Source organism: Ensifer sp. 22521, from assembly GCF_052044795.1.
In the GTDB taxonomy this organism is placed as follows: domain Bacteria; phylum Pseudomonadota; class Alphaproteobacteria; order Rhizobiales; family Rhizobiaceae; genus Ensifer.
Window position 1 is genome coordinate 104,406 of record NZ_JBQENM010000001.1, and the last position, 16,339, is coordinate 120,744.

Consider the following 16,339-nt stretch of genomic DNA (forward strand, 5'->3'; position numbering starts at 1 on the left):
CTGCGGAGCTTTGGGCAGCCCGGAAGTGTTCTCCCGCCAATCGCCTCATGCGCCGCACCAGTCTCCGGCGCTTCAACGTCGGCCTTTCCATCCGCCCGGCAGGCGCATAGGCTCGCGAGCCTGAGTTGTCCCTATGTTCTTGGAGTTCCCGTTCCATGCGTGACCTGCACCTGCCTGGCCGCTCCGTCGTCATGGGCCGGCATGGCGCCGCCGCCACGTCGCACGCCCTTGCCACGCTCGCCGCCATCGAGATTCTGCGTCGGGGCGGCAATGCCGCTGACGCCGCGATTGCCGCCTGCGCCGTGCAATGCGTGGTCGAGCCGGGCTCGACCGGCATCGGCGGCGACAATTTCGTTCTCTTCGCCCCCGCCGGCACCAATCTCGCCGATGGCGGTCGGGTCTATGGCCTCAACGGTTCGGGCCGTGCGCCCGAGGGCCTTACCGCAGAACACCTGCTGAAACAGGGACTGAACGAGATCCCGCTCACCTCGGTGCACGCCGTCACCATCCCCGGCGCGGTCGATGCTTGGAGCAAGCTGAACCGGCGTTTCGGTTCCATGCCGCTCGGTGAACTGCTGCAGCCCGCCATCCGCCACGCGGAGGAGGGATTTGCGGTCACCGAAAGGGTCGCCGTCGATTGGAACCGCAACGAAGACAAGCTGAAGGCGGACCCCAACAGCGCCCGCATGTGGTTGAAGGACGGTCGCGCCCTGCGGACCGGTGAGGTCTTCCGCCAGCCCGAGCACGCGAAAGTCCTGCGGGAGATCGCCGCCAAGGGCCGCGATGGTTTCTATTCAGGCTGGGTCGCCGAGGACATGGTGGGCTACCTGCGCAGCCTCGGCGGCATGCACGCGCTCGACGATTTCGCCACGCAGGAGGCCTTCTGGGTCGATCCGATTTCTACGACCTATCGCGGCATAGAACTTCTGGAAATCCCGCCAAGCGGAGTCGGCATTACCACCTTGCTGATACTCAATATCCTGAGCGGCTTCGATCTGAAGAAATACGATCCGGTCGGCGTCGAGCGTTTCCATATCGAAGCCGAGGCGACGAGGCTGGCCTTCCAGGCGCGTGACAGGTATGTCGCCGACCCCGACTTTGCCGATGTGCCGGTACAAAAGCTGCTTTCGGCCGCCTTTGCCGACGAGCTGCGCGACCGCATCGACCTGAAGAAGGCCATGCCGGTGGTTGGTCCAGCCGGTGCCACCACCTATCGCGACACGGTCTACATCAGCGTCGTCGACGAAAAGGGCAACGCCTGTTCCTTCATCAATTCGCTGTTCTGGCCTTACGGCACGGGCATCAGCAGCCCGAAGACCGGCGTTCTGCTGCAAAACCGCGGTGTCGGCTTTCGCGTTGATCCTGCGCACCCCAATTGCGTGGGACCGCGCAAACGCCCGCTGCACACGATCATCCCGGCGATGGCGATGAAGGATGGCAAGCCGTGGCTCTCCTTCGGGGTGATGGGCGGCGGCTTCCAACCGGTTGGGCAGAGCCACGTGCTGACCAACATCGTCGATTTCGGCATGAACGTGCAGGAAGCGATCGACTGCGCCCGCGGCTTCCACCAGATGGGCCGCTTCGAGGCAGAACGCGGCATCCGCGAGGACGTGCTGAAAGGGCTCGCCGCATTCGGCCACGAGATCAAGATGGCCGAGATGCCGCACGGCGGCGGCCAGGCGATCCTGATCGATTCGGTCAACGGCGTGTTGCAGACGGGCTCGGATCCGCGCAAGGACGGCTGCGCCCTGGCTTTCTAGGGCTAGCGGACTGCCGTTGGTCACACCGCGCATGAAAAGGTGCGATGATGCTGGGCCGCGGGCGCTCGTTTCGCCATAAATTCGGTTCTATCGCAGGAAGAGTTTGGCTGGGGAACCTGGATTCGAACCAGGACTAACGGAGTCAGAGTCCGCTGGTCTACCGTTAACCTATTCCCCAAGGTCGCTGGCGGGCGCTGCCCGTCGCGTCGGTGTGGCGGGCTTATAAACAAAAGCGCGGCCAATGCAAATACCTTTTGCCAAAAAAATGCGATCTCGATGTGGCGGCCGGATTTTTGCGCCGATTTGCCGGTGCCGACGGTACGTCGTGGTGCCGCGCATTTGTGGGCGAACGGCATAGGTGAGCGTGCCGAACAAAAGAGGCTGATCGGGATCGCCGTCTGCAATGTTGGCGGTATGCGGGCTTAGCCCTTGGCGGCGCAGTCAAAAACAGTTTGGCGAATGGGGCTGGCGCTGGTACAGTCGCGCCAACGAAAATCGAGAGAGCGCCTTGAGCGGCCCCTGGGCTTGCGCGGCGCCATGGTTGAGACAAGTGAAAGACCCCGATCACGGCGAAAAGCCGTCCGAATCCGGGGCGTCGGCAGCAGGCCGCAGTGATGGATCGAAGCTCGGTCCGCGCAACGGCAAGGGCAAGCGGAAACGACGCAAGTCGTCTGCTTCGCCGTCTGCAATTGCCAGCCAGCCCGGCACTGCCGGCATGGCAGGGCGTCCCGCAGGAGAGAACGAGGCGGAACCGGCGCGCAAGCGCAAACGGCGTCGTCGTTCGAAATCCGCAAAACAACAGGCCGCAGTCGCGTCCGCGCCGCAGGGCGGCAGCGCGCAACTCGTTGAGTCGTCGCTCGGCGAGCGCAAGGGCCACAAGCGCAGCAAGAAGGCGCGGCATCGCCGTGGGCTCCAGGGGCGTCCGCTCACGAGCGGCGAGCGCCAGCCGGCCCAGCAAAGGGCTGCCGATGGCGGCAATGGGCGATCGGGGCCCTCCGCCTCCAACGGGCAGACGGCGTCACAGCAGCGGCCGGGCCAGCGCGCCGATCAACCGCGCGCGCCCTATGTTGCCGCCAGCGAACCGCCGGCGCCGCTTTATGCCGCGCTTGACCTCGGCACCAACAATTGCCGGCTTTTGATCGCTCAGCCGACGCGCCCCGGCCAGTTCCGGGTGGTCGACGCCTTTTCGCGCATCGTTCGCCTGGGCGAGGGGCTCGGTGCCAGCGGCCGGTTGTCAGACGAGGCGATGGAGCGCGCGGTCGAAGCGTTGAAGATCTGCGCCTCGAAGCTCGGTGCCCGCACGATTCGCCGCAGCCGCCTGATCGCGACGGAGGCCGCGCGCGCCGCCGAAAACGGCGAAAGCTTCCTTGAGCGGGTGGCGCGGGAGACCGGCCTTGATCTCGAGATCATCAACCGCGAAACCGAAGCGCGGCTTGCCGTCTCCGGCTGCTCGTCGCTCGTCGATCGCGAGACCCGTTCGGTCGTGCTCTTCGATATCGGCGGCGGCTCGTCCGAGATCGCCGTCATCCGCATCGGCGATTCCAGGTCGAACCGGCTTGCCAATCACATCACCCACTGGACCTCGCTGCCGGTCGGCGTCGTCACGCTCTCGGAGCGCCATGGCGGCCAGCACGTGACGCCGGCAAGCTTCGAGGCGATGGTGCAGGAGGTCGAAGGCATGCTCTCCCGCTTCGACAGCCCACCGGTCGAGGCGCTGGCAAACGGCGCCTCCGGCAGCGGCTTCCACCTGATCGGCACATCCGGCACGGTCACGACACTTGCCGGCGTGCATCTCGACCTGCCGCGTTATGATCGCCGCCGCGTCGATGGGTTGTGGCTCACCGACGACGAAGTCTCCGCCATGCAGGCGCGCCTGCTCTCCTGGGATTTCAATGCGCGTGCCGCCAATCCCTGCATCGGTCCGGATCGTGCCGACCTGGTGCTGGCCGGCTGTGCGATCCTCGAAGCGATCCGCCGCCGCTGGCCGTCGACGCGCATGCGTGTCGCCGATCGCGGCCTGCGCGAAGGGCTGCTCACCGATATGATGGCGGATGATGGAGCCTGGCGCCGCTCGCGGCCGCGCCGTCACCAGCGCGGCGCCAACGCCGGCAGCCAGGAAGGAAACAAGGCATGACGAAACCCCCTGTTGGCGGCAACCGCAGCGGCCGCAAGCTTGGCCAGAAGGTCAAGAAGGGCAAGCTCAAGGCATCCTCCCGCCGCTGGCTGGAGCGCCACATCAACGATCCCTATGTGCAGCGCGCCCAGCTCGAGGGCTATCGCGCCCGTGCGGCGTTTAAGCTTTTGGAGATCGACGAGAAGCACAAGATCCTGACCGGCGCCCGCCGCATCATCGACCTCGGTGCCGCCCCCGGAAGCTGGACGCAGATCGCCGCCAAGGTCACCAATTCGACCGACGCCGATCCGCGCGTCGCGGCGATCGATTTCCTCGAAGTGGACCCGATCCCGGGCGTGCGTATCCTGCAGATGGATTTCCTCGATCCCGAAGCGCCGGGGAAGCTCATGGAAGCCATCGGCGGTACGCCGGATCTGGTGATTTCGGACATGGCGGCACCGACGACCGGACACCGCCAGACCGACCACCTGCGCACCATGCATCTCTGCGAAGTCGCGGCCTATTTCGCCGTCGACGTGCTTGCCGAAGGTGGGCATTTCCTGGCGAAGACCTTCCAGGGCGGCACGGAGCGCGAACTGCTCAATATGCTCAAGCAGAATTTCCGCCAGGTCATCCATGTGAAGCCGGCATCGTCGCGGTCCGAATCGGTCGAAATGTTCCTGCTCGCCAAGGGCTTCAAGGGGCGCCAGAAGGCCGGAAACGAAACGGAAACCGAAGACGAGGCGGCGGAATAGCATGCTGCTCTACGTGACCGTCGGCACAAACGATCTGGAACGCGCCGGCGCGTTCTATGACGCGGTGTTGCCGGCGCTCGGCTATCACCGCCAACGGCAGGACGAGACCGAGATCGGTTACGGTGCTGCGGGCGACCGCATCCGCTTCTGGGTGGTGACGCCCTTCAATCGCGCGCCCGCCACCTATGGCAACGGCGTGAGCATCGCGCTTGACGCCGAGACGCGCTCAGCCGTCGATGCCTTCCACGCGGCAGCCCTTGCCAATGGCGGTATCGATGAGGGCGCACCGGGGCTTCGCCCGTTCCACGCGAACTTCTACGGCACCTGGGTTCGCGATCTCGACGGCAACAAGCTCGCCGCCGTGTGCGAGCGCCCGGAATAGTTCGCGCTATGGCGCCGTCCTTTCGGACGGAGAATCGCCGCGCGTTTCCCTGAAATATCCTTACTTCCCGGCGGCCGACTCGACTTCGCGCACTGGTAGCCGGTGCCCGGAAACCGAGGCGCCGGCGTTCTTCGCCATGGTCAGGAACGGGATCGCCGCGATCAGGTTGGCGCCGGCGATGATCATGAAGGCGGTGTGGAAATCGTCGAGCTGCAGCGGGCCGCCGCTGAGTTTCGTCTCGATTTCCAGGATCGCGCCGGCAACGGCGACGCCGAGCGCCAGGCTGATCTGCTGCAGCACCGCACTCATCGAGGTCGCCTTGCTGGCGTCCGCATCGTCGATATCGGCGAAGGAAAGCGCGTTGACGCTGGTAAAGAAGAAGGAACGGGCGAAGCCTGCAATCAGCAGGATGGTGATCATCACCAGATAGGGCGTCGCCGGCGTGAAGAAGCCATTGGCGAAGGTGGTGATCGCGGCGAGGATTGCGGCGAGGATCAATGTCGTACGGAAGCCGGCGAAGGCAAGCACGCGCCGCGCGTAGAACTTGGTGGTGATGGCTCCGACTGCGCCGATGAAGGTGATGAGACCGGACTGGAACGGATTGAGCCCAAAGCCGACCTGCAGCATCAAGGGCATCAGGAAGGGCACTGCGCCGACCGAGATACGAAAGATCGTGCCGCCGATCGAGGCGGCGCGAAACGCGCTGTCCTTGAAGAGATTGAGATCGAGAACCGGCGCCGGGTGGCGGCGGGCATGACGGATATAGAGCAGAGTCGCGACCACACCGGTCACCACCGAAGCGATGCCGACGATCGGCGGTAGGGCCGGCAGGCTGATCACCGACAGGCCGAAGACGATGCCGGAGGCGGCGATGCCGCCGAGCAGGAAACCGAGAGCGTCGACCGGTGGAGGATCGCGCGGCTCCATTTTGGGCAGATAGATGCCCGAGAGGATGTAGCCGGCGATGCCGACAGGCACGTTGATCAGGAAGATCCAGTGCCAGGAGAAATAGGTGGTGATGAAGCCGCCGAGCGGCGGTCCGGCGAGCGGCCCGACCAGAGCCGGGATCGTCAAAAGCGCCATGGCCGAGACGAGTTCGCTGCGCGGCGTGCCGCGCACCAGCACGAGGCGGGCGACCGGCGTCATCATCGCCCCGCCCATGCCCTGCAGGAAGCGCGAGAAAACGAAGGCGACAAGGCTGTTGGAGATGGCGCAGAAAATGGAACCGGCGATGAAGACGAGGATCGCCGCGCGGAAAATCTTCTTGGCGCCGAAGCGGTCCGCCATCCAGCCGCTAAGCGGAATGAAGATCGCAAGCGACACCATATAGGCGGTCAGCGCCAGCTTGAGCGTGATCGGCCCGACGCCGATGTCGCGGGCGATGGCCGGCAGCGACGTGGAAATCACGGTCGAATCCATCTGCTCCATGAAGAGAGCGACGGCAAGGATCATCGGGACGATACGGTTCATGGAATGTGCTTCGAAGACGGCCAGCGATAGTGAGAAGCTAATGCCGGTGATGGCTTTTGTCGGGGCGAAACCGGTGATTGCGGATCAAAAGCCTGTGATCCCGGCTGGCCTTCGCTGTCAAGACGCTAGTTCTGGCCCAGTTGTCCATGGGGCAACGGGATCCAACAGGGCAACGAAGTGGGATGGACCATGAGTGAGATGTCGATGAAGCGCCGGACCTTGATGGGGGCGGGAACGCTGGGGTGCTGGCTGCGCCATCGTTGATGACGGGCGTTGCGGTGGCTGAGGAAAAGGCGGAAAAGACCGACATGAACGCTAGCCATCCCCCGATCCGATCTCTCAAGCTTGGCGTTTTCAAGCTCGTCGTCGTCAATGACGGCACGCGCGTCACCGAGAAACCGCATGAGATCTATGGCACCAAACAGCCACAGCAGGCGGTTGCGGAACTGCTGCAACAGAACTTTCTGCCGACCGAAGCGCTGGTCAACAGTTTCTCGCCGGTTCTCGTCGATACCGGAACGGATGTCGTGCTCTTCGATACCGGCAGGGGTGAGGGCGGTCGCGAAGCCGGCCTGGGGCGTCTCGTCGAAGGTATCCGCGCCGCCGGCTATGCGCCGGAGCAGGTCTCGGTTGTGGTGGTCACCCATATGCATGGCGATCACATCGGCGGTCTCATGGAGGCCGGCAAGCCGGCTTTCGCCAATGCGCGCTACGTGATGGGCGAAACGGAATATGCCTTCTGGAAGGATACGGCACGCGCCGGCACGCCGGCGGAAAACGGGTACAAGGCGGTGCTGGAGAAGGTGGTGCCGCTGGCGGAGAAGACGACTTTAATCGGCGACGGCGCCGAGGTCGTACCCGGCATCTCGGCCGTCGCCGCCTTCGGTCATTCGCCGGGTCACATGGTGTTCCGCCTCGATTCCGACGGCAAGGGCATGATGCTGACGGCCGATACCGCCAATCACTATGTGCTGTCGCTGCAGCGCCCCGATTGGGAAGTGCGCTTCGACATGGACAAGGCGAAGGCGGCCGAGACGCGCCGCAGGCTCGATATCTGATCGGTATCGAGCCGGATGACGGGCCGCATCTCGCGAAATTGCTGCTCTGCAACAAATATCGGCCGAAGGCGGGACATTTCCCGGCTTTGGCTATTTTCATCCTGACATATCCGTGTTACGAGCCCTCGCCAACTTCCAAGACACGCTTTGAAGTCGCCCGGTGGACAAATCGCAGCCCGTCCCCGGGGGTTTTCGTTATTTGAAGGGAATTGGCCATGGCGCGCATCATCGAAACCGCAACTGGTCTGGAGGCTCTGACCTTCGACGACGTCCTGCTCCTGCCCGGACATTCCGAAGTCATGCCGGGTCAGACCAATATCGCCACCACCATTGCACAGGACATCGACCTCAACCTGCCGATCCTGTCTTCGGCGATGGACACGGTGACTGAAGGGCGCCTTGCAATCGCCATGGCACAGGCCGGCGGCATCGGCGTCATCCACCGCAACCTGACGCCTGCGGAGCAGGCCGAAGAGGTTCGGCAGGTCAAGAAGTTCGAAAGCGGCATGGTCGTCAATCCGGTCACGATCGGCCCCGACGCCAAGCTTGCCGATGCGCTCGGCCTCATGAAGCAGCACGGCATTTCCGGCATCCCGGTCGTCGAGAACGGTGGCGCCGGTGGCCAGAAACAGGGTCGTCTCGTCGGCATCCTCACCAACCGTGACGTCCGCTTCGCTTCCGATCCGAACCAGAAGATCCATGAGCTGATGACCCATGAGAACCTGGTCACGGTCAAGGAAAGCGTCGACCAGCAGGAAGCCAAGCGCCTCCTGCACGCGCACCGCATCGAGAAGCTTTTGGTCGTCGACGCCGACGGTCGCTGCGTCGGTCTCATAACCGTCAAGGACATCGAGAAGGCGCAGCTCAACCCGAACGCCTCGAAGGATGCACAAGGGCGCCTTCGTGCCGCCGCCGCCATCTCCGTCGGTGACGATGGTTTTGAGCGTGCGGAGCGTCTGATCGATGCCGGCGTCGACCTGATCGTCGTCGACACCGCCCACGGCCACTCGCAGCGCGTGCTCGACGCCGTCGCCCGCGTCAAGAAGCTCTCCAACTCCGTTCGCATCATGGCGGGCAACGTCGCCACTGCCGCCGGCACCAAGGCGCTGATCGATGCCGGTGCGGATGCGGTCAAGGTCGGCATCGGCCCGGGCTCGATCTGCACCACCCGCATCGTCGCCGGTGTCGGCGTTCCGCAGCTGGCCGCGATCATGAGCGCCGTCGAAGCTGCCCAGGCGGCCGGCATTCCCGTCATCGCCGACGGCGGCATCAAGTTCTCCGGCGACCTTGCCAAGGCGATCGCTGCCGGCGCTTCGGCCGTCATGATCGGGTCGCTTCTTGCCGGTACCGACGAGAGCCCGGGCGAAGTGTTCCTCTACCAGGGCCGCTCCTTCAAGGCCTATCGCGGCATGGGTTCCGTCGGCGCCATGGCCCGCGGCTCGGCGGACCGCTACTTCCAGGCGGAAGTACGCGACACGCTGAAGCTGGTTCCGGAAGGCATCGAAGGCCAGGTTCCCTACAAGGGGCCGGTTGCAGGCGTGCTCCACCAGCTCGCCGGCGGCCTCAAGGCGTCCATGGGCTATGTCGGTGGCCCGACCATCAAGGAATACCAGGAGCGCGCGCAGTTCGTACGTATCTCCGGCGCCGGCCTTCGCGAAAGCCACGCCCATGACGTGACGATCACCCGCGAAAGCCCGAACTATCCGGGCGCGCACTGATCGCGATTGCATTCGAAGGGCGCCGCGTTATCTCGCGGCGCCCTTCGCCTTTTCAGATTAAGTGTTTTTCAGAATAAGCTTTTTTCAGGGAGCAGCGCATGACGGGTTTCGAGATCTTCTGGCCGATCGTGGTCCATGTTTTTCTCGTCTTCTGCCTCTACGCTCTCCTATCCTTCCGCCGGATGAGGCTGGTGCGCGCCGGTAAGGTGCATGCGGCCCAGTTTCGGGAGAACCGTGACGAGCCGGGCGAAAGCCTGGTGGTGAAGAACAGCATCGCCAACCAGTTCGAGCTGCCCGTTCTCTTCTACGTCTGCTGCGTGCTGCTCTACATCACCGAGGCCGACAACATCGTCTCCCTCGCGCTTGCCTGGCTTTTCGTCGTCCTGCGCTACGTGCACGCCTTCGTACATGTCACGAACAACCGCATCCGCTATCGTCGCCCGCTGTTCATGGGGGGCGTCGCGACGCTTTTTGCCATGTGGGTGTGGCTTGCCGTCTGGATGGCGATGAGCTGATCCCGGTTCGCGCCCCAAGCGAATTGGCGCAAATCTGAGACAGTCTGCGCGAACGATCCACGCGCCTTGATGCGTATCAAGTACCCGATGCCGCCTTTGCGGGTAGTCTTTCCGACGTTGGACGACAACGCATCGGAGGAGGACGAGATGACCGCAACGATGAAAGCCGCCGTGGTACGCGAATTCGGCAAGCCGCTGGTAATCGAGGATGTGCCGATACCGGAGCCCGGCCCCGGCCAGGTGCTGATCAAATACGAGGCGACCGGCGTCTGCCATACGGACCTGCACGCCGCAAACGGCGATTGGCCGGTAAAGCCGAAGCCGCCGTTTATCCCCGGACACGAAGGCGTCGGCTATGTCGCCAAGCTTGGCAGCGGCGTCACACACCTGAAGGAGGGCGACCGCGTCGGCGTGCCGTGGCTGCACACGGCGTGCGGCGGATGCACGCCCTGCCGCACCGGCTGGGAAACGCTCTGCGGCAGCCAGCAGAACACCGGCTACTCCGTCAACGGCACCTTTGCCCAGTACGGCCTTGCCGATCCGGATTTTGTCGGGCGTCTGCCGGCAAAGCTGGAATTCGGACCGGCCGCACCGATCCTCTGCGCCGGCGTCACCGTCTATAAGGGCCTAAAGGAAACCGAGGTGCGTCCTGGCGAATGGGCGCTGATTTCCGGCATCGGCGGGCTCGGCCACATGGCGGTGCAATATGCCAAGGCAATGGGCATGCATGTCGCCGCCGTCGATATCTTCCCGGACAAGTTGGCGCTTGCGCGAAAACTCGGTGCCGACCTCGTCGTCGACGCGCGTGACAAGGACGCGCTCGAGCAGGTGCAGAAGGCGACCGGCGGCGTGCATGGCGCACTGGTGACGGCCGTGGCACCCAAGGCGATGGAGCAGGCGTTCAACATGCTGCGCTCCAAGGGGACCATGGCGCTCGTCGGCCTACCGCCCGGCCAGATGTGCCTGCCGATCTTCGATACGGTGCTGAAGCGCATCACCATCCGCGGCTCGATCGTCGGCACGCGCCAGGATCTCGAGGAGTCGCTGGAGTTTGCCGGCGAAGGCAAGGTCGCCTCGCACTTCACCTGGGACAAGATCGAGAACATCAATGCGATCTTCAAGCGTATGGAGGAAGGCAAGATCGACGGCCGGATCGTGCTCGATCTCAACGGCTGATCGGCCAAAAACGAAACACGCAGAAGTAACGCAAGTTTGTATGTTCGCGACCGCCCGCCGACTTATTCTGTCGCGGGCGGTTCTGTCTGCCGCCGCGGGACAACGAACCGAAGGAGGCTGACATGCAGGAACCGACAATCACGCAGGCGATGATCGATGCCTATGACGAATACACGCATCTGACCCTCGATCGCCGTCGCTTCATGGAAAAGCTCACCGGACTGGCCGGTTCCGCGGCTGCGGCCGCGGCGATCGCGCCACTGCTTGCTGCCAACGGCGCCAAGGCGGAAATCGTTGCGGCGGCCGATACCCGTATCACCGGCGAGGATATCTCTTACCCCGGGGCTGGCGGCGACATGAAGGGGTACCTCGTTCGCCCAGCGGAGGTGAGCGGAAAACTGCCGGCGGTGATCGTCATTCACGAGAACCGCGGGCTCAATCCGCATATCCGCGACGTTGCTCGACGGATGGCGGTCGAAGGCTTCCTGGCGCTTGCACCGGACTTCCTGTCGCCGTCGGGTGGAACGCCGACGGACGAGGACAAGGCACGCGAGATGATCGGCGCGCTGGATGCGGCAGCAACGACGGCGAATGCAGTTGCGACCGTGGCCTTCCTGGAAGGGCACCAGCAATCGACGGGGAAGGTTGGTGCCATCGGCTTCTGCTGGGGAGGTGGCCTCGTCAACCGGCTTGCTGTCGGCTCGCCCGATCTCAGGGCCGGCGTCGCCTATTACGGCGCGCAGCCCAAGGCGGAGGATGTGCCGAAGATCAAAGCCGCCCTGCTGCTGCACTATGCCGGGCTCGACGAACGCATCAATGCCGGCATCGACGCCTATCAAAAGGCGCTGAAAGACGACGGCAAGGACGCGACGATCTATGTCTATGACGGCGTCAACCATGCCTTCAACAACGACACCTCGGCCGCGCGCTATGACAAGGCTGCCGCCGATCTCGCCTGGGGCCGGACGGTGGAATTCCTGAAGGCCAAGCTCGCCTGAGCGCGTCTTAACTCAGGCGGCCGCCGCCCGGATAATATCGTCGGCGCAGTCGCTGATTGCCGTTGCGAGCGCTTCCATGTCGCGCTCGCGCGGACTGCTGCGCCGCCAGACGAGGCCGATCTCGCGGGCCGGCTCGGGTGCGGCGAAGGGCACGATGCGGATCGAATTGCGTGCGGCCTCGGTCGCAATGGCGATTTCAGGGATCAGCGTCATGCCCATGCCATTGGCAACCATCTGCAGGAGCGTCGTCATCGAGGTCGCGCCGAACGAGACAAGGCGGCGCTTGCCGGCGGTGCTGCAGACGGCGAGCGCCTGGTCGCGCAGGCAATGGCCTTCTTCGAGCAGGAGCAACTGTTCGACATCCACCTGATCTTCGGTCAGCGGCGACATCAGGATGTTTCGCTCGTCGTCCGCCATCGCCATGTAGAAGCGGTCGGAAAAGAGCGGTTTCGTCGACAGCCCGTCGGTTTCGATCGGCAGGGCCGCGACGACGGCGTCGAGCAGACCCTCGCCGAGATCGGCGACCAGCCTCGATGTCACCGATTCCTTCAACTCGATCTCGATCGCCGGATAGACGCGGCGCAGATGCGGCACCAGCCGCGGCACGAGATAGGGCGCAAGCGTCGGGATGACGCCGATGCGGATCCGCCCTTCGAGCGTGCCGGAGCTGGCGCGTGCGCTCTGTTCCAGCATGTCCACGTCGGCGAGGATGGTGCGGGTGCGGGCCAGCACCTCTTCACCCTTGCGAGTGAGGAAAACGCCGCTGCGGCTGCGCTCCACCAGCTTCACCCCCAGGTGGTTTTCCATTTCCATGATCTGGGCGGAGAGCGCCGGCTGGCTGACATGGACCAGTTCGGCGGCCTTGCCGAAGTGGCGAGCGGAGGCAAGAGCCTCGAAATAGCGCATCTGTCGAAGTGTAAGCATGATAAGAAAATCCTATCAATTTTTAATTTTTATGCAATTGGAGATTATCGAAGCCCTGTGGGAAAACCGTCTGGCCAAGGCGTCCGGGCTTTGAGCGCCGCGCGAATTGCGGCTGGCAGCCCCTCAGGCTGCTGTCGGGCAGATCTCGTCCGATCTCCCGGGCGCGAACCCTATGACAGGAGGACGCGATGTCAGATCGACCCATATTGACGACGAGTGCCGGAGCGCCGGTGCCCGACAACCAGAATTCGCTGACGGCCGGTCCGCGTGGCGGCGTCATGATGCAGGACTACCAGCTTATCGAAAAGCTGTCGCATCAAAACCGCGAGCGCATTCCCGAGCGCGCGGTGCACGCCAAGGGCTGGGGCGCCTATGGGACGCTGAAGATCACAGGCGATATCTCCAGATACACCAAGGCCAAGGTTCTGCAGCCGGGCGCTGAGACCCCGATGCTGGCGCGCTTCTCGACTGTTGCCGGTGAACTGGGTGCTGCCGACGCCGAACGCGACGTGCGCGGCTTCGCGCTGAAATTCTATACGCCCGAGGGCAATTGGGATCTCGTCGGCAACAACACGCCGATCTTCTTCGTCCGCGATGCCTACAAGTTCCCGGATTTCATCCACACACAGAAGCGCCACCCGAAGACCAACCTGCGTTCGGCGACCGCCATGTGGGATTTTTGGTCGCTTTCGCCGGAAAGCCTGCACCAGGTGACGATCCTGATGTCGGACCGCGGATGTCCGGTATCGCCGTTGCACATGAACGGCTACGGCTCCCACACCTTCTCCTTCTGGAACGACGCCGGCGAGCGCTATTGGGTGAAGTTCCACTTCAAGACCCAGCACGGTCACAAGTTCTACACCAATGCGGAAGCCGCCGAGGTGATCGGCCGGACGCGCGAAAGCTATCAGGAAGCGCTCTATGGCGCGATCGAGGAGGGCAACTATCCGCGCTGGACGCTGCAGGTGCAGATCATGCCGGAACTCGACGCGGAGAAGACACCCTACAATCCCTTCGACGTCACCAAGGTCTGGACGCATGCGGACTATCCGCCGATCGAGGTCGGCGTTCTGGAGCTCAACCGCAACCCGGAGAACTATTTCGCCGAGGTCGAGAACGCCGCCTTCTCGCCGTCGAACATCGTGCCCGGCATCGGCTTCTCGCCGGACAAGATGCTGCAGGCGCGGCTCTTCTCCTATGCCGATGCCCACCGCTATCGGCTCGGCACACACTACGAGCACATCCCGGTCAACCGACCGAAATGCCCGGTGCATCACTATCACCGTGATGGCCAGATGAACACGTTCGGCGGCATCCAGACCGGCAATCCGGATGCCTATTACGAGCCGAACTCGTTCAACGGCCCGGTCGAGCAGCCGTCCGCAATGGAGCCTCCGCTGCGCATCAGCGGCGATATGGCCCGCTACGACCACCGTGAAGGCAACGACGACTACAGCCAGCCGCGGGCGCTCTTCAACCTGTTCGATGCGGGACAGAAGGCGCGGCTGTTCTCCAATATCGCGGCCGCCATGGGCGGGGTGCCGGGGATGATCGTCGAGCGTCAGCTTGCCCATTTCAAGCTTGTCCATCCGGACTATGAGGCCGGCGTACGTGTGGCTCTTCGTGCAGCGCATCGTTATGAGGCCGAGGCGATCGGCACGGCTGCGGAGTGAGCTGGACGGGCGCTCGAAGCGGGCGCCAGTCTTCGGAAAAGAAAAAGGCCACGTACCTGTCGGTGCGTGGCCTTTTTTGGTTTCTACCGGCTATTACCAGCCCGGCAGCATGTGGCTCTGCCGCAGGCGCGGATAGCGCGGGAAGCCCTTGATATCGGCTTCGAGGTCGTCGTTAGCGCTGATCGGAGTGATATTGTCGAGGCAGGCGGTGATGTGGTTGCTGATCGCGTTGGAGAGCGAGGGCGAAAGACCCGGCCGCTTCATGATGCCGATCTGCACCGGTGCCAGCGCCGGGAAGCCGTCGGCGAGCGTCAGCACCTTCATGCCGGGGCGAAGAGCCGACTCCGGCAGGACCGAGACGGCCATGCCGGCAAGCACGGCCGCGGCGACGACCGTCGACGACCAGCTTGTGAACAGGATCTGGTATTCGCGGCCGGTCGCGTCGAGTGCCGCGCAGGCAGCCTGCCGCCAGAGGCAGTCGCGCCGGCCGACGGCGAGCGGGATCGGCGCGTTTTCCGGGAGCGGATGGTTGATCGAGCTCACCCAGCAGAGCGGTTCGGTCCGCACGACATCCGAGGCGCGTGCACGCGGATTGTGCGTGACGAGCGCGATGTCGAGGTCGCCCTTCGCCATCTTCTCGGCGAGATCCACCGAAGGTTCGCAGATGATATAGAGCTCGACATTCGGATGCGTCTTGGCAAACCGCATGATGATCTCGGGCATGTAGCGGTCGGCGTAGTCGTCGGGCGTGCCGATGCGGAGCGTTCCTTCAAGGCGGTTGTCGTCAAAGGAGGCGATCGCTTCATTGTTGAGGCGGATCATCCGGCGGGCGAAATTGAGCAGACGGTCGCCTTCGACCGTCAGCCGGTTGCCGCGGCCATCCTTCATGAACAGCGCCTTGCCGATGCGCTCTTCCAGGCGGCGCATCTGCATCGACACGGCGGATTGAGTCTTGAAGACCCGGTCGGCTGCCTTGGTGAAACTGCCCGTGTCGGCGATCGCGACAAAGGTCTGGAGCTGGTCGATATCGAGCGGTGCGGACATGGCCGTGATGCATCCATAAAATTGTTTGATGAATATCATTAAAAACATTCGTTGGACTGATCAATAAGGATTTGCGATCAATTAGGGGCAAATTCATCGATCCCCGGCCGGCAATTTCGCCGGCGATTCCCAAACCCTTTGGCCCGCCCCTGCGTTTGACCTCCCCGCAGGGGATGGGCCTCTTCGTGCCTGAAAAGGAGAATTGTCATGCGCACGACACAGCACGTCCTCGATCTCGACTTCGTTGCAGGAAAGCAGTCCCGCGCCGTCGGCGTGACAGGCATGCTCACGTCCGCGTGGCACCAGCTCCGAAACCGATATGCGATCGGCCGTCTGAATGACATGGATGACCGCCAGCTCCTCGATATGGGGCTAAAGCGAGAAGATGTGCGCGAGGCGATCACCTCGCCCTTCTTCGACAATCCGGCGAGTTACCTGACGCGCGCTTCGCGAAACCGGGCGAGCCTCTTCTACAAGGGGACCCGCCACGACTGACCGTTGACGAGTTGGAGCGGGATGAAAGCGGGAAACCGCATCCTCGGCCCGCTTCACGGCGCATCCCGCCGCTTAGGGTGTGCCAGTCGAGCATGATCCGCGAAAGCCAGCCGCCGCCGCGGATCATGCTGCGAATTTCAGAGTTCGGCGCTGCTGATCGTTAGAGGTCGCGCGCCCAAACGTTCCCCGCAGGGTAGAGCCAATAGACCCTGCCGCTTGGCCCGGTACATGACCAAGACATGTACCGGGCCTTTTTCT

At 63.7% G+C, this 16,339-nt stretch carries 13 protein-coding genes, 1 tRNA gene and 1 pseudogene; 11 read left to right on the plus strand and 4 right to left on the minus strand.

All coding sequences use genetic code 11. From position 1 onward, the window contains the following. The first annotated feature begins 155 nt into the window (after nt 1-155). Nucleotides 156-1,760, plus strand: coding sequence for a gamma-glutamyltransferase (ggt, locus tag ACTJKE_RS00495; RefSeq protein ID WP_058325425.1), 1,605 nt, complete (start codon nt 156-158; stop codon nt 1,758-1,760). Nucleotides 1,761-1,864: 104 nt separating this feature from the next. Here ggt and ACTJKE_RS00500 read toward each other — a convergent pair. Further along, a tRNA-Gln gene (locus tag ACTJKE_RS00500) sits at nt 1,865-1,938 on the minus strand. Nucleotides 1,939-2,310: 372 nt separating this feature from the next. On the opposite strand from ACTJKE_RS00500, the gene ACTJKE_RS00505 reads away from it, so the two are divergent. The 3 genes from ACTJKE_RS00505 to ACTJKE_RS00515 are packed head-to-tail and all read left to right on the plus strand — an operon-like array spanning nt 2,311 to nt 5,010. Then, nucleotides 2,311-3,894 (plus strand): Ppx/GppA phosphatase family protein, encoded by a 1,584-nt coding sequence (locus ACTJKE_RS00505; protein WP_058320459.1) that lies wholly within the window; start codon nt 2,311-2,313, stop codon nt 3,892-3,894. Next, complete coding sequence (locus ACTJKE_RS00510; protein WP_058325426.1) at nt 3,891-4,628, plus strand: RlmE family RNA methyltransferase; 738 nt, start codon at nt 3,891-3,893, stop codon at nt 4,626-4,628. Before ACTJKE_RS00505 ends, ACTJKE_RS00510 begins: the two co-directional genes overlap by 4 nt. A gap of 1 nt (nt 4,629) precedes the next feature. Continuing rightward, entirely contained in the window at nt 4,630-5,010 is a 381-nt protein-coding gene (locus tag ACTJKE_RS00515) for a VOC family protein (RefSeq protein ID WP_058325427.1), read from the plus strand. A 60-nt stretch (nt 5,011-5,070) separates the two neighbouring features. Here ACTJKE_RS00515 and ACTJKE_RS00520 read toward each other — a convergent pair whose 3' ends face one another. Further along, nucleotides 5,071-6,480, minus strand: a complete 1,410-nt coding sequence (locus ACTJKE_RS00520) for a DHA2 family efflux MFS transporter permease subunit (protein WP_058325428.1) — start codon at nt 6,478-6,480, stop codon at nt 5,071-5,073. Nucleotides 6,481-6,669: 189 nt separating this feature from the next. On the opposite strand from ACTJKE_RS00520, the pseudogene ACTJKE_RS00525 reads away from it, so the two are divergent. The 5 genes and pseudogenes from ACTJKE_RS00525 to ACTJKE_RS00545 form a co-directional block, all read left to right on the plus strand. After that, a pseudogene (locus ACTJKE_RS00525) lies at nt 6,670-7,529 on the plus strand (MBL fold metallo-hydrolase); the annotation flags it as partial. Between the two features lie 224 nt (nt 7,530-7,753). Further along, nucleotides 7,754-9,256, plus strand: a complete 1,503-nt coding sequence (gene guaB, locus ACTJKE_RS00530) for an IMP dehydrogenase (protein ID WP_057250925.1) — start codon at nt 7,754-7,756, stop codon at nt 9,254-9,256. Nucleotides 9,257-9,354: 98 nt separating this feature from the next. Next, nucleotides 9,355-9,771, plus strand: coding sequence for an MAPEG family protein (locus ACTJKE_RS00535; RefSeq protein ID WP_057250923.1), 417 nt, complete (start codon nt 9,355-9,357; stop codon nt 9,769-9,771). A gap of 147 nt (nt 9,772-9,918) precedes the next feature. Continuing rightward, nucleotides 9,919-10,947, plus strand: coding sequence for an alcohol dehydrogenase AdhP (gene adhP, locus ACTJKE_RS00540; protein ID WP_440691028.1), 1,029 nt, complete (start codon nt 9,919-9,921; stop codon nt 10,945-10,947). Between the two features lie 122 nt (nt 10,948-11,069). Further along, the gene (locus ACTJKE_RS00545; protein ID WP_058325429.1) at nt 11,070-11,945 is read left to right on the plus strand and encodes a dienelactone hydrolase family protein; all 876 of its coding nucleotides are present in this window, start codon (nt 11,070-11,072) and stop codon (nt 11,943-11,945) included. 12 nt (nt 11,946-11,957) lie between these two features. Here the strand turns inward: ACTJKE_RS00545 and ACTJKE_RS00550 are convergent, their stop codons facing one another. Then, nucleotides 11,958-12,869, minus strand: a complete 912-nt coding sequence (locus tag ACTJKE_RS00550; RefSeq protein WP_057250919.1) for a hydrogen peroxide-inducible genes activator — start codon at nt 12,867-12,869, stop codon at nt 11,958-11,960. A 188-nt stretch (nt 12,870-13,057) separates the two neighbouring features. Here ACTJKE_RS00550 and katA point away from each other — a divergent pair, with 188 nt between their 5' ends. Beyond that, complete coding sequence (gene katA, locus ACTJKE_RS00555) at nt 13,058-14,542, plus strand: catalase KatA (protein WP_058325430.1); 1,485 nt, start codon at nt 13,058-13,060, stop codon at nt 14,540-14,542. A 93-nt stretch (nt 14,543-14,635) separates the two neighbouring features. On the opposite strand, the gene ACTJKE_RS00560 is transcribed toward katA, so the two are convergent. Further along, on the minus strand, nt 14,636-15,586 hold the full coding sequence (locus ACTJKE_RS00560; protein ID WP_034800917.1) for a LysR substrate-binding domain-containing protein: 951 nt from the start codon (nt 15,584-15,586) through the stop codon (nt 14,636-14,638). 207 nt (nt 15,587-15,793) lie between these two features. Here ACTJKE_RS00560 and ACTJKE_RS00565 point away from each other — a divergent pair, with 207 nt between their 5' ends. Further along, entirely contained in the window at nt 15,794-16,081 is a 288-nt protein-coding gene (locus ACTJKE_RS00565) for a DUF1127 domain-containing protein (RefSeq protein ID WP_057250915.1), read from the plus strand. Nucleotides 16,082-16,339: the final 258 nt, after the last annotated feature.

Excerpts from the sequence above, each read along its gene's own strand:
- ACTJKE_RS00565 (WP_057250915.1), top strand. The coding sequence starts at position 15,794 with ATGCGCACGACACAGCACGTCCTCGATCTCGACTTCGTTGCAGGAAAG.
- ACTJKE_RS00520 (WP_058325428.1), bottom strand. The coding sequence starts at position 6,480 with ATGAACCGTATCGTCCCGATGATCCTTGCCGTCGCTCTCTTCATGGAG.
- ACTJKE_RS00510 (WP_058325426.1), top strand. The coding sequence starts at position 3,891 with ATGACGAAACCCCCTGTTGGCGGCAACCGCAGCGGCCGCAAGCTTGGC.
- ACTJKE_RS00560 (WP_034800917.1), bottom strand. The coding sequence starts at position 15,586 with ATGTCCGCACCGCTCGATATCGACCAGCTCCAGACCTTTGTCGCGATC.
- guaB (WP_057250925.1), top strand. The coding sequence starts at position 7,754 with ATGGCGCGCATCATCGAAACCGCAACTGGTCTGGAGGCTCTGACCTTC.
- adhP (WP_440691028.1), top strand. The coding sequence starts at position 9,919 with ATGACCGCAACGATGAAAGCCGCCGTGGTACGCGAATTCGGCAAGCCG.
- ACTJKE_RS00535 (WP_057250923.1), top strand. The coding sequence starts at position 9,355 with ATGACGGGTTTCGAGATCTTCTGGCCGATCGTGGTCCATGTTTTTCTC.
- ACTJKE_RS00545 (WP_058325429.1), top strand. The coding sequence starts at position 11,070 with ATGCAGGAACCGACAATCACGCAGGCGATGATCGATGCCTATGACGAA.
- ACTJKE_RS00550 (WP_057250919.1), bottom strand. The coding sequence starts at position 12,869 with ATGCTTACACTTCGACAGATGCGCTATTTCGAGGCTCTTGCCTCCGCT.
- katA (WP_058325430.1), top strand. The coding sequence starts at position 13,058 with ATGTCAGATCGACCCATATTGACGACGAGTGCCGGAGCGCCGGTGCCC.
- ggt (WP_058325425.1), top strand. The coding sequence starts at position 156 with ATGCGTGACCTGCACCTGCCTGGCCGCTCCGTCGTCATGGGCCGGCAT.
- ACTJKE_RS00515 (WP_058325427.1), top strand. The coding sequence starts at position 4,630 with ATGCTGCTCTACGTGACCGTCGGCACAAACGATCTGGAACGCGCCGGC.